Here is a 14,751-nt window from a genome sequence, read left to right as displayed (position 1 = left end):
TCAACCGTCTCCCTGCCTCGATACCAGCATTGTCAACATACACCGGTGCATGGTCGCTCCGGCCGGATTTCTCGGTGGACGCTCACTGCCTTCTCGAGCCGTTCCTCTGCTGCCATATCACCTTCACGGTGCTCACATACGCCTTCGCGCGCGCGAGATGACCCGGGGGAGGCGGACTATCGTCCATACGGTGGTAGAGCGTGATCATCTCGTTGACCAGGACCCTGCCTTCGCGGGTCAGCCCCGCCGATCCGGCCAGTACGGGCAGCACGGCCCCGACCTGTTCCCGGCAGCGGGCGTGCTCGGCCCAGGCCAGGTCACGGGAGGTGACGCGCCGCGCGCCGAGCGCGGACCGCTGCCAGTAGTCGGCCAGCGCGAGGTGCGAGTAGGCGCCCTGAAGGAGCCCGTCGAAGGGCCGGGGGTCCGAGCGCCAGGGGGCGAAGTGCCGTGGCGTCGCGTCCTCGTGGTGCAGCCGTACGAGGGCGCCGAGCGCGGCCAGTTTGGTGTGCTGGAGTTCGTGGACGAGGGTCGAGGCGAAGTAGACGGAGGTGGCCGGCCTGCTGCTGAGGACCGCGCCGAACGCCTCTCGCCTCGTTCCGCTGCAGTGCGCCACGCCACCCGCGTCGGCCCCCGAGCCGGGCGGGCGGCCGAGCGGCACCACGCAGCGCAGCAGCACGGCCACTTCGGTGAGGCGGTGCTCACCGCCGGTGCGGAGCAGCGGTTCCACCCCGGACCAGCACGCGGCCCAGGCCTTGCGTTCGTGGTCGTCCATGCGGACGGCCATGCTCAGCCCGTGGCGCGGAAGTCCGCCTCCCTCGGTGCCGTAGGGGTCGACGTCGTCCAGCGGTACGGGGCCGCTGCCGGGCAGCAGGGCTGGGAGGGCGAGCACGGGCAGCCAGCGGGGGTCGGCCGAGGTCATGGTGCCGTCGGGCTGGGTCCGGGCCACCAGGGGCGGGCCGTTCGCGGGACGGATCAGCATCTCGCCTGCGCTGTGGGCGAGTTCGACCGGCCCGGAGTCCGTCCGCACCGCCCCCAGCGTGGGCAGGGAGACGAGTCCGGCGCGGGGGGCCAGCAGGGCGGTGCAGCGCACCCCTGCCCGGATCGCGGCCGCCACGGCGAGCGCGGTCAGGTGGGCCAGGCCGGCGGGAAGGTCCGGGCCCGTGACGGTCGCCGCGGTGAGGCCGCTCAGCAGCCGCTGCGCCCAGGGGCCCGCCATGGGGTGGAACAGCACGGTGCGTACGGCGGCCCGGTCGGCGCGTTCGGCCGCTTCCAGCAGCGCCCAGTCCTCGCGCAGCCGGTCGAGCAGATGGGGTGGGCAGACGGTCGTGGGGGCGGCCGCCGCCGCGTCGAGCACGGCCCTGAGGAGGACGAGGCGGCGGGTGTCCTGATCGCGTACGAGCAGGCCGAGCGAGTCGGCGTCGCCCTCGGTGCGGCCGAGTTCGCGCAGCGCGCGGTCGGGGATGGGGGGGCTCATGGGGGGTCTCCAGCGGTTGCTTCGGCGAGCCGGTCCGCCACGTGGCGGACCAGCCGTTCGAGGTCGGCGCAGTAGACGGAGGGGTTGATGTAGCCGTTCTCTGCGCGGTAGCGGTGGGCGTAGTGGCCGCCTCCGCAGACGTTCAGCAGCGGGCAGCCACGGCAGGCGGCGGCGAGGGCACCGGCTCCCGACTGGCGGGCGACGACCCCGGGGTGACGCAGGGCGTCGTCGAAGGTGTGACGGAAGATGTCGAGTCCGGTGGCGGCCGCGGTGTCGTAGGCGGACTTCAGGGAGTCGACCTGTTCGATCGATCCGTCGGTCTCGACCACGACCGCGTTGAGGGGGTCGAGGCCGAGGGACTCGGTGGCGGCGGGCAGGCCGAGGAGCAGGGCGATGCACTCCTCGAAGAGCCGGATCCGGGTCTCCCGCCCGGCGGCCGGCCACCACCGGTCGAAGACGGTGCAGAGCCAGTCGCCGTACGGCGTGGGACGGCCCGAACCCGGTCCCAGGGGAATGCCCGTCAGATCGGGCAGACCCGGCGGCGGGCTGGACCAGTTGCCGTGGGGCAGCAGCAGGTCCAGGGCCGGCGGGCGCAGGGCGAGCAGCGACTCGTACATCTCCAGGGGGTCGGTGCGCGGGTCCACGACGGTGAGGATGCCCGCGTACGCGCCGGGGTGGTGGTCGGCGAGGAGCCGGGCCCCGCGCGAGGCGGCGGGCCAGGAGGGGCGGCCCGCGTGGTCGACGCGCAGGGTGTTGTGGGCGGCGCGGCCGCCGTCCAGGCTGATGCCGATGCGTATGCCGTGCCGGGCGAGGGTGGTGACGCCCGCATCGGTGAGCAGCGTGGCGTTGGTCTGCACGGTGGTGTGGACGGTGCAGCCGTCGGGGACCTTGTGCCGGACCCGGTCGGCGAGGGCGCCCAGCCGGTCGGGACCCGCGAGCAGGGGTTCGCCGCCGTGGAGTACGAGAGCGACGTGCCGGAGCCGGTGGGTGGCCGCGTGTTCGGCGATCCGGTCCGCGGTGCGGTTCAGCACGGCGGGCGCGGCGGCGGCGGGCCTGCTCCGCCAGGTCCGGTCGGGGCCCTCGTAGAGGTAGCAGTAGCGGCAGGCCAGATTGCAGCGGCCGTGCACCTTGACGATGAACTGCCCGAACGGCACGGGTGACGGCGTGGGGCCCTGGGCCGCGGCCCGGCGCGGTCCCGGTCGTGGCGCCCCCTGCGTGTGCTGCCCCCCTCGCGGCGTCGTCCGACGAGACACTCCGGCACCCCCGTGCTGTACGTCTGCCGGGACGGCCCGCGGTACCGGCCAGGGGCGAGTGCCCCCGGCGCACGGCAGGGAAGGGTCCGTCCCGGTCGATGGTGTCCCGGTCGATGGCGCCCCTGACCGCAACCGCGCGGTGCCGGGTCCGGCCGCGGCGGTGCGGGGCACTGCTTCAGAAGGCGCTCTGGAATCCCCAGAGCATCTCCCGCGGCTGTTCGGCCCGGCCCCGCAGATCCGCGACCACCTCGGCCAGCACCGGGTGGTCCAGGGTCCGCAGCGCCTCCAGATCGAGCCCCAGCAGATCCGGCAGCGCGCCCGCACCACCGGGCACACCCGTCCCGTCGTTCTGTGTCGTCCCGCTCATCACGCCTCCCCGTACTGCAGCACCGGGACCGCCGTGCCTCGCTCGCCCTTGAGCGCACACCGCGGTCCCACGTCCCTGACCTGCCTCGTCCCGCTGCCCGGCGCCCTCGGCCGGAGAGCCTCGCCCGTCTGCGGTCCGGCTCACCGTCCCGCCCGGGGCGCCGCATGCTCCTGGTCGAGCACTCAGCGCTCCAGCTCCGCCAGCCGCGCGGCGGTCGACTCACCCGCCGCGCCGCCGCCGTCCGGCAGCTTGCGCCACTCCTGGAGAGCGGCCCGGTACGCCACGCGCGCGGCCCGGGGACGCCCCGCCTTCTCATACGTCATACCCCGCCAGTGGTTGGCTGTAGCACCCAACTCCACTGCGGACTCGAGTTGTTGTGGAGTATCCAGCTCCGCTTCTGCCTCTCCGGCCCTCTCGGCGGCCGAACGGAAGTCCTCCGCGGCCTCGTCGCGCCGGGCCGGTCTGTCCAGGACCTCGGCAGCCTCCAGGTGCGCCCTGCCCAGCTCCAGCCAGCAGCGCGCAGCGGTCAGCGGGTCCGCCGCCTCCTGCGCGGCCAGCCCGAAGAGGTACTCCGCCTCCCGCAGGTCGACCCGGTCGGCGGTGGCGCGGTGCCGGAGCATCAGGGCCCTGCCGAGCATCAGCAGCCGCTCGGACTGGTGCCCGCCCGCCTCCGGCGTCTCGGTCCGGCAGTCCCGCAGCACCCGTACCGCCGCACCGATGTGCGCGCCGCCGTCGGGCAGTTCGGCGCGGCGCAGCAGCGTGGAACCCCATTCGGCGAGCACATCGGTGTGGGCCCGGGAGTCACGGGGAATGCCCCGGGCCGCCCGGGCGAACCACTCGCCTGCGGCGACGAGTTCGTCCGGGTCGCCGGTGTGCTCGTAGCGGGCCACCCGGACCCGCCCGGCCCGGATCTGCAGCTGGGCGCGCTGCCGCTGCTCCCGTACGGTTTCCAGGGCCTGGCCGGTCAGGGCCGCGGCCTCGTCCGGTTCCGCGCCGGAGGCGAGCAGTGCGTCCACCAGGTCCAGCACGATGCGGACCTCGGTGCCCAGGGTGTTCATGCCGCCCTGGACGAAGGCCGCGCGCAGCGAGCGCGCCGCCTGCGCCGCGTACGCCCTGGACTGTTCGTCGTCCTCGGTGGCGCCGGCCAGCTTCAGCAGGGTCCGGCCGTGCTGGAGCGGCAGGGTGGCCGGCCGGTTCTCCTGGTCCGGCCAGGCGTCCGCGAAGGCCTCCAGCATCCCGCACGCACTCTGCAGCAGGGCGCTGTCGCCGTCGAGCCGCCACTGCGCCTCCAGCGCCCGCACCCGCTCCAGGGTGAGCTGCAGTGCCTCGGCGGGCTCCAGGCCCGGAGCCGCGCAGGCCGCGGTGTACTCACGGTCGGCACGTCGCAGCAGTTCCAGGGCGCCACGCCGGTCGCCGTGCCGTCGGCGGTCGTCGGCGGCCGCGTGCAGCACTTTGGCCAGTACGGCCTGTTCGCGCACCCCGCCGGGATGCGCGGAGGCCTGTTCGGCGGCGCGCTCGGCCTCGCCGAGCAGTTCGGCGCCGCCCTGCACCTCCCACAGCCGCAGGACGCAGCGCGCGTACTGCGCCCAGAGTTCGGGGTCGGCAGCCGGATACGGGCTGTTCGCAGCGGCTCCCCGCAGCAACTGGACGGCATCGATCAGGCGTTGCACCATCCTGTCCGCCTCGAAGTCCCGCACGAGCGCGCGGGCCCGCTCCACCGTCGGGCGGGTGTCGGATGCCGAGGGTCCGGCGGGTGCCTCTTCGGACACGGGGGGCAAAGGCATGAATCGCTCCAGTACGCGGGCCGCGACCTCGGCAAAGGCGTGGGGTGCGCGCCTCGCGCTTCCTCCGTTCTCCTCGCCGTCCTCGCCGTCCTCGGCGGCCTCGCTCCCGGGATCGGAATGCGCCGTGCTGTAGCCGGCCGGGTACGAGGATCCGTGCGACGCGCCGTCGCCGAGCTGGGCGAAGGCGAGGGCCGGGAAGTTGGGCCCGCCCTTGCCGAACCGCTGCTCTATGTACTGCGAACAGTGTTTGAGTACGAGCAGGGCCTCGTCCCGGCTCAGGGGGCCGAGCAGCGCCTCCTGGACGCCGGGCTCGAACGCGTACCACTGTCCGCGGCCTCCGCCGCCGTCGGCGCGTGAGAGCAGTCCGCTCAGCAGTACCTCGGCGAGTTCGGACGGACCCGAGTGCGGCAGCATCGTGCGCTGCACGAGCTGCATCACCGGCAGGTAGAGGGGGGCCGCCGCGAGGTAGACGGCCAGCTGCCCGGCGGCCGGGGAGGCCATCGAGCGGAAGCGGCTGACCAGTTGGAGCGAGGAGAGCGTGCTGCCGGAGCGCTGGGCGGCAGCCGCGGCCTGGTCGCCGCGCACCCAGCCGACCGCTCCGGGGATCTGCGCCGAACCGGTGCCCGAGAGCAGTCTGGCCCAGGCCGCGAGTGCGTCCGGCAGCGGCGGGAGCACCGGGACCGCCAGCGCCCCGGGGTGCACCGCGGGGCCCGTTCCGCCCTCCTCGGTGACCTTCAGCAGGGTGGCTCCGGCGAGGCCGTCACCGCGTGACAGCGAACCGAAGGTGACGGGCAGCCGGGTGCGGTTCCACATGCGCTGCGGAAGCGGCTGCAGCACGGCGACCGGTGCCTGCCGGGCCAGCTGGTGCAGCAGCCGGTGGGCTCGCCCGCTGTGCCAGAGCGGCCCGGCGCAGTCGCTGATCATCACGGTGACCCGGCGTCCGGTCGGGTCGCTGAGCCGGTCCGCGGAGTGCAGCGGGGCCGCGGCCGGATCGGAGCTGCGGCTGACCGTGCAGCCACCGTCCGGGCCCTGGTGCAGATAGCGCACCTGGACGTCCCTGAAGGCCCCCAACTGGCCGAAGATCTGCTGGAGCTCGCCGAACATCCGGTCCCACACCAGCATCGAGGAGGAGGCGTCCATGACGCACTGCAGGATGGCGTCGGCCCGCCGGACCCCGCGGAAGACCGGCATGATCATGCCGCCGGCGCGGGCGCTGCGTTCCGCGGTCGCCGTCTCGTCCAGGGCCCGGCGCAGCGGGGCGGTGGCCGGGTGGTAGCGCTGTAACGGGCGCAGTGCGCGGGCTAGTTCGAGCGGGGCCGGGAGAACGGGGGCGGCCGGCACCCCGAGAGCGAACGCGATCGCACGGGAGTCCCCACCGGATCGCCGTCCGGCCGGAGTCCCGGCCTCGCCCTCGCCCCGCCCGCCGCCGCCCCGCGCGGGGCGAGGGACGGGGTACAGGGAGATCTGCCGGTCACGTCCCGGCTCGCCCGCCTCGGACGTCCCGGCGCGCCCGCCGGCCTCCGGAGGGCGTTCGTCCCGCGCCGCTGTCGCCCCCGCGGTGCCGGGGGCGGAGGCCTCGTCGGGGACCGAGGTCGGCGCGGACACCGGCCCGGCCTCGCCCCGGTCCTCCCCCTCGGGTGCCTCGGCGGTGCGGGTCCACCCCGCCAGCCAGAGCGCGTCGCAGAGCTGCTCGACGTCGGGATCGATCCCGGCCTCGCGCAGCCTGGCTATCAGTGTCGGCAGTAACCCGCCCTCGTACGCCTCCGGGACGTCGGACGCCACCGGGACGTCGGACACCACCGGTACATCACGGGGTCCGGTCACCGCCGGCTCTTCGGGCGGCCCGCCCGCTCCGTGCGCACCCGGTGTCCCGTCCACCCCCGGCATCAGGCCTTCACCTCGGCCGGTCGAGTCGCTGGATGAGCAGGTCGGCCAGCCGGTCCCGGCCGGCCGGGGCTGCGGCATGGGTGAGGTAGATGGCATTCAACAGCTGGTCCGTGGCAAGGAGTTCGCTGCGGGAGCGCTCCAGGAAATGGGCGATGAGGTCCTCGCTGGAGCGTGCGGCCTCCTCGCCCAGATGCGCCTTCACGAACGCGGCCAGGCGCTTGTGGTCGGGGCGGTCGAGTTCCAGATGAATGCAGCGGCGCATCAGGGGGGCCGGAAAGTCTCGCTCGCCGTTGCTGGTGAGCACCACGAACGGGAACGCCCGGCACTGCACCCGGCCGCCCCTGATCCGCACCTTGTTGCCGTCGTGGTCCAGCACGTCCGCCTCACCGTCGGGCAGCCGGTCGACGATCCGCTCCAGCTCGGGAATGGCGAACTCGCCCTCCTCCAGCACGTTGAGGAGATCGTTCGGCAGGTCGATGTCGCTCTTGTCGAGCTCGTCGATGAGCAGCACCCGCGGCCGGTCCGAGGGGAGCAGTGCGGTGCCCAGCGGGCCGAGCCGGATATAACTCCCCACATTCTGCGCCGAGTCGGAGCCCGCACCCGCCTCCGCGGAGGCGTGCGAGGCGATCTGCACATCCTGCAGCCGGGCGATCGCGTCGTAGTGGTAGAGCCCGTCCAGCAGGGTGGAGCGGCTGACGATGGGCCAGCGCAGGACCTTGCCGAACTCCAGCTCGCGGGCGACGGAGTGGGCCAGGGTGCTCTTTCCCGCGCCCGGATCCCCGGTGACCAGCAGCGGACGCCGCAGATACAGCGCGGCGTTGATCATTTCAAGCTCCTCGGCGCCCGGCCGGTGCTCCTCGGCGATGCGTCCGGGGATGCCGAGCCGGCGGTCGGCCGAATCACCCCCGCCCTCCGGGGCTGAGCGGCCTCCGGCGAAGTCCCGCCAGGGCGGAGGGGGCGGCAACTGCGGTACGCCGTCGTGCGGTTCGCCGATTCCTCGGTAGATGAGCCACTCGCTGGGTTCACTCATAGCGTTCCTCGTTGTCATTCATTCGCCAGGGAGCAGCCGTCGAACGTGCCTCACCGTATCGATCCGGCGCACCCCCCGAAAGGGGCGGGCCCGCACGGCCCTTCGGGTCATGACCGACGCCCCTCGTCACGGTGCTTCCAGAAAGTCGGGACGGGGCAGGGGCTGGTGCGGATTGTCGTAGTAGAGCGCCACTCCGTCGGACCAGAACGTCTCGGTGTGAGCCGTATGCACCCCATGTCTCAGCTCATGGACCCAACGCGGCAGCCGGTCACGGGCCCCGAGTTCCGAGACGCCCTCGGCCACGCGCCGGTGGAACTCCTTGCAGACCGTTTCGCCCTCCGCCGGCCGTCGCTGGAGCAGCGCCACCCCGAAGCCCGCGTCGAGCACCCGCCCCACCCCGGTGGTGATCCCGGGGTCCGGCCGGTTGCCGTAGCGGCAGAGAACCGGAACCGTTTCGAGGGCGAGGCCGCCCAGCTGGGCGCTCTGCGGCACCTGTACCCGTAACTCGTTCTCGCAGTCGATGACTTCGGCCTGCGTCCCGGCGTTCGGGGCCGCATCCCAGCGCCTCAGCCGCTCGCCGGTGGGGCCGTGCTCCGAACTGCGCAGGACCACGGGGCGTACGACGCCGAGCGGACGGCCGTCGGAGGGGAGCTCCCAGCGGTCGACCTCCAGACCGAACAGTGCGGGGGCGACCACGACCTGGAGCACGGCGGGACTGTCCGGCTCGTCGCACTCCCGGAAGGCCTCGGTCAGCGCGGCGGCGAGCTGGTCGGGCACGGATCCGAGCGGACCCCCCTGACCGTCCCTGATGCGCGACATCTGTCCGTCGTGGCGGGCGACGGCGACCCGCCAGTCGTACTGGCCGGGGGTCCAGCCCTGGCGTTCCACCTCCAGTACGACACTGTCGCGTTCCACGGAGACGACGGGCTCGCTCAGCGGTGGACGGGCCTGCCGACGGCTCTGCTCCAGGTGCAGGTGGACATTGGCCCACTCCCTGTCGAACTGCCGGCGGAGGTCCCGGGGCAGTTCGGCCGTCGCCACCCGCTGCACCCAGTCCCACAGGGCCTCGGCGTTCGCGGCGGACAGCACGCCGCTGGGCCGGTCGGCCGTGAGGACACCCATGCAGTAGCGCAGGACCAGCTCGAACTGGGCCACCCGCTCGCGGGCGCGGGTGTCGTACAGCGCCGCCAGCCCGTCGCGCCAGCCGCGCGGTGCCGGGCGGTGCTCGCGGGAGTGCACGCCCGGCAGGGTGTCGAGGAGGACGAGCAGACTGCGGGTACTGGCCGGGGGCGGCAGCTCGGCGAGCCGCCCCAGCAGGTCCACCCGCTGCTTGGGACCGAGGATCCCACCGGGCGGCATGGGCAGCTCGCTCTGCACATCCGCCCAGGTCCGCTCGGTGCCGGCCGAGCTGTTGTGCCGGTCCGCGTGGTAGCGGTCGTGGGCGTGGAAGACGGACTGGTAGGTGTCGTCGGCTTCGGTCTCGACCGTCCCGGACGGCACCTTCAGGGTGCGCAGCCGCTCGGTCCCCACGGCCGTTCCGCCCTGGTGGTTGTCGAGCCGCGACTTGATCACCCCGACCACCTCCCCGCGGACGAGATCCACCACGGGTCCACCGGACATGCCCGGCTCCAGCCAGTCCCCGTCGAGCCGCACGACCTGTTCGGCATCGTCCGACGCGCCATAGGCGCCCTTCACCACACAGACGCCGCTGCGCTTCAGCAGCCCCCCGCCCTGCGAGGGCACCCAGCCCACGCAGTGGATCTCACGGCTGCGCAGCATGGCCTCCGAGCGCTCGGTGACGTACACACAGGTGTGCTCGACGGGGCGCTGGAGCTTGATGAGCGCAAGGTCGGGGGCCGGCCAGCCGGCGGCCCCGGGCGGTCGCGCCCCGGGCATCGCAGCGACGACCTTGCCCGGCACTTCGCTCAGATCAGTGCTGTAGCGGTCCCCCTTGAACCACACGTTCACCATGCCCCCCTCCCCCCGCATTGCCACGTGCGCACACGTGAGGATCCAGTTGGGGGCGATGAAGAAGCCGCTTCCCAGGAACTCCCCGCCCGGCCCGTCAGGGACATACCCGGGCCCCGGGCGATGGATGCGCACAGTGGCGTCACGCACGAGGTCCATGAGTGCAGCCTGCGGTCCGCCCAGACCCCCTTCTGCGCCCCCGCCGCCCTCCGAGGTCACGCTCCGCCGCCGTCGGTGTCGTCCGCTCCGTCGGGGTGCGCCGGGGCGCCGGGGGATGCCCCGGCGGGCGTTGCCGGGGGCGCGGGTGCCGGTGCGGCCGGCGGCGCGAACGGAACCGGCGGCACGGGCGCGGGACGGCCGGCAGGTGCGGGCGCCTGGGCCGGCACGGGCGTGGGAAGCGGTGGCGGCGGATCGACCGGTGGTCCGCCGCCGTTCCACGTGAGCGTGACCTTGATCGCCCCCTTGGCCTCGCCGTCCGCGAGCAGTCCGACGACCTTGCCCGACTTGGCGGTGAGCTCGATCCCGAACTCGACGCTGACCTCGTCCGGCCGCACCGCCCGCAGCGGCACCGCGAGCGAGCGCGCGACGCTGGTCACCACGGAGTGCAGGCTCTCGACCCGTGCCTGCACCTGGTCGGTGAGGTTCCCGAAACCGGTGTCCGTGAACGTCAGACCACCGGGCTCCGGACAGTCCAGCTCCTCGGCTCCGGAGATCCTCGCCCAGACCGGTGTGCCGTCCGGCATCTCGATGCGCGTAATACGGGCGCCACTGTCGTCCATGAAACCCCCCGTTCCCCAACTACCCGCAGGTTAACGGCCGCAGGCGGCCGATGCGAGGTGCATGGACCATGACGCAGAGGGGGGTCGGCGCGGTTCTCGACCGGGCCGCAGGGCCGCCGCCGGACCCGCTCCCGGCGTCGCCAGGGCTGCCACCAGGGCTTACGACCGGGCGCGCGAGAGCGAGCGGATCGGCTCGTTAAACTTGCGGCATGTACTTCACCGACCGCGGTATCGAGGAGCTGGAGAAGCGGCGAGGCGAGGAAGAGGTCACGTTCGAGTGGCTCGCCGAGCAGCTGCGCACCTTCGTCGACCTGAACCCCGACTTCGAGGTGCCGGTCGAGCGCCTCGCCACCTGGCTGGCCCGGCTGGACGACGAGGACGAAGAGGACTGATCACCGGGACGTGGACTGACCGCCGCAGGGCGCTCAGGGCCTGACCGGCCCCCTCGGGGCCGTCCCGCATTTCCTGGCGGGACCGCCCTCAGCCCGGCTCGTCGTCCCTGATCCGGTCGTACGCGAGCCCGAGCGCGCCGTGCACCATCAGCAGCGCCCCGGCGAAGACCCACCCGCCGCTGCGCCGGCCCGCCCCCCAGAGGGCGATCGGGAGCCCCGCCGCCAGCTGGGCGCCCGCCAGGGCGCGAGCTCTGGGCCCGCGCATCCAGGGGCCCAGGCGACTGTTCTCGACCGCTTCGAGTTCGACCTTCACCGCGTCGCGCCAGCCGGTCCAGGCGATCCGCTCGGCCCCCGGCCACGTGTCGGCCCCCGCGGCCAGCCGGCCGGAGGGCTCACCGGGATCCAGGACCGGCGGGAGCTCCAGCCCGATGCGGGTGAGCACGGCGAGCAGTCCGCGGAGCCGGGCCCGGGCGTCCGTCTCCGGATCGGGACGGGTCAGGGCTTCGAGGGCCTGGACGTCCAGCACGGGATCGAGGCCGAGCCGCTCGGCGAACGTACGCATCGCCTCGTCCTCACCGGCCGGGGTCCCGTCGGCGAGCCAGACGTAGCCCACGGGGCGGCGGAATCCCGCCGCGAGCGTGTACCCGGCCCGGTCGCCGTCCCACCACAGCGCCAGGACCGGCCAGCTGGAGCCGACCGCCAGCGCGGTGGCCCAGCCGCCGACCACCCGGTCGACGGGCTCGGCGGCCTCCCCAGGTTCCGGCTGCCCGCCGTGCCAGGGCGTTCCCTCCGGTACGAGGACGCTCCAGCCCTCGCCGGCGGGTGTGAGCAGCATCCGCTCACGAAGCAGTTGAGCGACCGGCCGCACCGTGTCCGGTTCGGCCCGGCACAGCAGCAGTGCTCCCACGGGTGATGTCGCGTCCATGCCCCACACCGTAGGACAGATTGCCCAATTTTGACGCGTTTCGCCCCGACAGCCACTGCACCTCCTCCCCCGGCGGACCGTCGCGACAGCCTTGACTTCCGCCATCCGCGATATATCGTGTTCTACAAGAGACGCGATATGTTGCGTCATCCGCGCTCCCCAGGAGGTCAGATCCATGCCTGTGTCGACGTGGGCCATCGCCGAGCCTCGCAAGCTCACCTTCGACGAACCCGTGACCGCGCTCAGCGTGCGCATCGTCAACGGAACGGTCAACGTCGTCGGCACCGACGAGCCGACCGCCAGGCTGGAGGTCTCCGACATCGAGGGGCCGCCACTGATCGTCACGCAGCAGGACGGCGTCCTGACCGTCTCGTACGAGGACCTCGCCTGGCAGAACATGCTCAAGTGGTTCGACCGCAAGGGCTGGCACCGCCGCGCGGTCGTCTCCCTCGCGGTCCCGGCCGGCTCGACGGTGGAGATCGGCGTGGTCGGCGCCGGCGCCTTCGTCTCCGGGGTGCGCGGCCGTACGGACGTACGCGGCGTCACGGGTGACACCACGCTCGTCGGGCTCGCCGGCCCGGTCGGCGCGGAGACCGTCTCCGGCAACGTGGAGGCCCAGGCCGTCACCGGCGACCTGCGCTTCCACTCGGTCTCCGGCGACCTGACGGTCATCGAGGGTGCCGGGGCGTCCGTGAAGGCCGAGTCGGTCAGCGGAAACATGGTGCTCGACCTGGATCCGACCGGGAAGCCCACCGACGTCCGGCTGGCCACGGTCTCCGGCGAGCTCGCCATCCGCCTGCCGCACCCGACCGACGCGAGGGTCGAGGCGAACACCGCGAGCGGATCCGTCTCCAACGGCTTCGAGGATCTACGGGTCAGCGGCCAGTGGGGCGCGAAGAAGATCACCGGCACACTGGGCTCCGGAGCCGGGACACTGAGGGCGACGACGGTCTCGGGATCGATCGCCCTGCTGCGCCGCCCACCCGCCGAGGACGATCCGCACGACGCCGAGCCGACCGGAAAGGTGCTCTGACATGCCCCCCGTTTTCGCCCACGGCCGCCTGCGCCTCTACCTGCTGAAGCTGCTCGACGAGGCCCCCCGCCACGGCTACGAAGTGATCAGACTTCTCGAGGAACGCTTCCAAGGTCTGTACGCCCCGTCCGCGGGCACCGTCTATCCGCGCCTGGCCAAGCTGGAGGCCGAGGGCCTGGTCACGCATGCCACCGAGGGCGGCCGCAAGGTCTACTCGATCACCGACGCCGGCCGCGCCGAACTGGCGGGCCGCACCGGCGAACTCGCCGATCTGGAGCTGGAGATCAGGGAGTCGGTCTCCGAGCTGGCCGCCGAGATGCGCGACGACGTCCGGGGCGCTGCGGGCAAGCTGCGCAGCGACATGCGCGCCGCGGCCGACGAGTCACGGCACACGGGCTCTTCCCGGCCGGGCTCCAAGGCGGGCAAGGCGTCCCCCTTCGGCGGCCTCGGCGACTTCGGTGACTTCGGCGACTTCGGTGACAAGGAGGCCTGGCGCACCGCCAAGGAAGAGCTGCGCAAGGCGAAGCAGGAATGGAAGGAGCAGGCCCGCCGGGCGAAGGACGAGTCCCGCCGTGCCCGCGAGGAGGCCCAGCAGGCCCGCCGTCAGGCCAAGGAGGCCCAGGACAGGGCGCGCGAGCAGATGCAGAACGCCGCCCGGCAGGTCCAGGACCACTTCGCCCGGGGCGACTGGCCCGCGGGCGTACGGGAGGGACTGGCCGAGATCACCGGCCAGCTGGGCGGCTTCGCCCGTACCGGCAACTGGCCGCCGTACGTGAAGCCGGATGCAGCCGACACCGACCCCGACTGGGGCAAGGACGCGGGCGGCACCGGCGACCCGGCCCGCGACCTGGACCGCCTGCTCGACCGGTTCCGCGACGACATCCGCGATGCGGCCAGGGACCGGGGGGTGACGGAGGACCAGCTCGCGGAGGCCCGCCGCCACCTGTCGACGGCGGCCGCCCACATCGGGGCACTGCTGCGGAGGGACACCGACGGCAACGCGAAGTAGGAGCAGACGACAGAGGAACGGCCCGGGGAACACTCCCCGGGCCGCCCGGTGTTCAGCCCGCCCTGCGCTCCTGACCCGCGTCGCCGTCCCCGTACAGCGCACGGCTGACCGTCCCGTACGTCGCGCCGTGCTCGGCGAGCACGTCGGCGACGACTCCGGGGGACGCGGCGAGGGCCAGCAGGAGGTGCTCCTCACCGATGAAACGGTCGCCGCGGCCCAGCGCGATCCGCAGTGACTTCTCCAGGATCCTCTTGGCCTCCCGGGTGAACCCGGGACTGCCCGACCAGCGGCGCCGGCCCTTGCGGTCACCCCACAGAGCCCCCTCGCCGTGCACCTCCTCGACGTGCGAGACGATCGCGGTGAGATCGATGCCGATGTCCGCGAGGGCGTCGGCATCGGCCCTGGTCATGCCGCCGCGCCTGCGCGCCTCGAACAGCGCCGCCTCCACCGACGACCTGCGGTCCGTGAGGCCCAGCGCGGCGACGGCGAACGAGGCCCTGCTGCCCTCCTGGTCCAGCAGGGAGAGCAGCAGATGCTCCTCGGTGATCGAACCGGCGCCGGCCCGTTCGGCATGCGTCACGGCGCCGGTCACAGTGGCGCGGGCGCCCTTGGTGAATCGCTCGAACATCAATGCCTCCCGTACTTCTTGTGCACGGCCTGCCGGCTGACGCCCAGTTCGGCCGCGATCTCCTGCCACGACCAGCCCTGGAGACGGGCGCTTCTGACTTGTACGGCTTCGAGCTGCTCCAGCAGCCGCCGCAGCGCGGCGACCGACCGCAGCCCCACCCGGGGGTCGCGGTCGCCGGCACGCTCGGCGAGATCCGTTGCTTCGGTCATGGTGTCAACTTAC

13 protein-coding genes are annotated in these 14,751 nt (G+C 73.2%); 3 read left to right on the top strand and 10 right to left on the bottom strand.

Annotation, left to right across the window (positions count from 1 at the left end):
• Positions 1–82: 82 nt before the first annotated feature.
• From SH922_RS27115 to SH922_RS27085, 7 genes are all read right to left on the bottom strand, one after another.
• Positions 83–1,474 (bottom strand): aKG-HExxH-type peptide beta-hydroxylase, encoded by a 1,392-nt coding sequence (locus SH922_RS27115; protein ID WP_393060440.1) that lies wholly within the window; start codon positions 1,472–1,474, stop codon positions 83–85.
• The gene (locus SH922_RS27110; RefSeq protein WP_393060439.1) at positions 1,471–2,628 is read right to left on the bottom strand and encodes an FxsB family cyclophane-forming radical SAM/SPASM peptide maturase; all 1,158 of its coding nucleotides are present in this window, start codon (positions 2,626–2,628) and stop codon (positions 1,471–1,473) included. Before SH922_RS27110 ends, SH922_RS27115 begins: the two co-directional genes overlap by 4 nt.
• A 274-nt stretch (positions 2,629–2,902) precedes the next feature.
• Positions 2,903–3,094, bottom strand: coding sequence for an FxSxx-COOH cyclophane-containing RiPP peptide (gene fxsA / locus SH922_RS27105; protein ID WP_393060438.1), 192 nt, complete (start codon positions 3,092–3,094; stop codon positions 2,903–2,905).
• Positions 3,095–3,276: 182 nt separating this feature from the next.
• On the bottom strand, positions 3,277–6,765 hold the full coding sequence (locus tag SH922_RS27100) for an SAV_2336 N-terminal domain-related protein (protein ID WP_393060437.1): 3,489 nt from the start codon (positions 6,763–6,765) through the stop codon (positions 3,277–3,279).
• Between the two features lie 7 nt (positions 6,766–6,772).
• A complete protein-coding gene (locus SH922_RS27095; protein ID WP_393060436.1) occupies positions 6,773–7,795 on the bottom strand; it encodes an AAA family ATPase in 1,023 nt (340 codons plus the stop codon).
• Positions 7,796–7,921: 126 nt separating this feature from the next.
• Positions 7,922–9,922 (bottom strand): trypsin-like peptidase domain-containing protein, encoded by a 2,001-nt coding sequence (locus tag SH922_RS27090; RefSeq protein WP_393060435.1) that lies wholly within the window; start codon positions 9,920–9,922, stop codon positions 7,922–7,924.
• 56 nt (positions 9,923–9,978) lie between these two features.
• Positions 9,979–10,542 carry a CU044_2847 family protein gene (locus tag SH922_RS27085; RefSeq protein WP_393060434.1) on the bottom strand — a complete coding sequence of 188 codons (564 nt, stop codon included), beginning with the start codon at positions 10,540–10,542 and terminating at the stop codon, positions 9,979–9,981.
• A 209-nt stretch (positions 10,543–10,751) separates the two neighbouring features.
• Between SH922_RS27085 and SH922_RS27080 the strand changes: the two genes are divergently transcribed.
• Positions 10,752–10,934, top strand: coding sequence for a DUF6104 family protein (locus SH922_RS27080; RefSeq protein WP_150207449.1), 183 nt, complete (start codon positions 10,752–10,754; stop codon positions 10,932–10,934).
• A gap of 88 nt (positions 10,935–11,022) precedes the next feature.
• On the opposite strand, the gene SH922_RS27075 is transcribed toward SH922_RS27080, so the two are convergent.
• Entirely contained in the window at positions 11,023–11,859 is an 837-nt protein-coding gene (locus SH922_RS27075; protein ID WP_393060433.1) for a hypothetical protein, read from the bottom strand.
• A gap of 175 nt (positions 11,860–12,034) precedes the next feature.
• Between SH922_RS27075 and SH922_RS27070 the strand changes: the two genes are divergently transcribed.
• Both SH922_RS27070 and SH922_RS27065 read left to right on the top strand, forming a co-directional pair.
• Positions 12,035–12,892, top strand: a complete 858-nt coding sequence (locus SH922_RS27070) for a DUF4097 domain-containing protein (protein WP_393060432.1) — start codon at positions 12,035–12,037, stop codon at positions 12,890–12,892.
• 1 nt (position 12,893) lies between these two features.
• Entirely contained in the window at positions 12,894–13,901 is a 1,008-nt protein-coding gene (locus SH922_RS27065) for a helix-turn-helix transcriptional regulator (protein WP_393060431.1), read from the top strand.
• A gap of 52 nt (positions 13,902–13,953) precedes the next feature.
• Here the strand turns inward: SH922_RS27065 and SH922_RS27060 are convergent, their stop codons facing one another.
• The gene (locus SH922_RS27060) at positions 13,954–14,529 is read right to left on the bottom strand and encodes a Clp protease N-terminal domain-containing protein (RefSeq protein WP_393060430.1); all 576 of its coding nucleotides are present in this window, start codon (positions 14,527–14,529) and stop codon (positions 13,954–13,956) included.
• Positions 14,529–14,738, bottom strand: a complete 210-nt coding sequence (locus tag SH922_RS27055; RefSeq protein WP_393060429.1) for a sigma factor-like helix-turn-helix DNA-binding protein — start codon at positions 14,736–14,738, stop codon at positions 14,529–14,531. The genes SH922_RS27060 and SH922_RS27055 overlap by 1 nt, the downstream gene beginning before the upstream one ends.
• Between the last annotated feature and the right edge of the window lie 13 nt (positions 14,739–14,751).

Origin of the sequence: Streptomyces sp. LN549 (assembly GCF_043203805.1) — a bacterium.
Lineage (GTDB): Bacteria > Actinomycetota > Actinomycetes > Streptomycetales > Streptomycetaceae > Streptomyces.
Note: the sequence above shows the minus strand (reverse complement) of the source record. Positions and strands in the feature narration are given on the sequence as shown.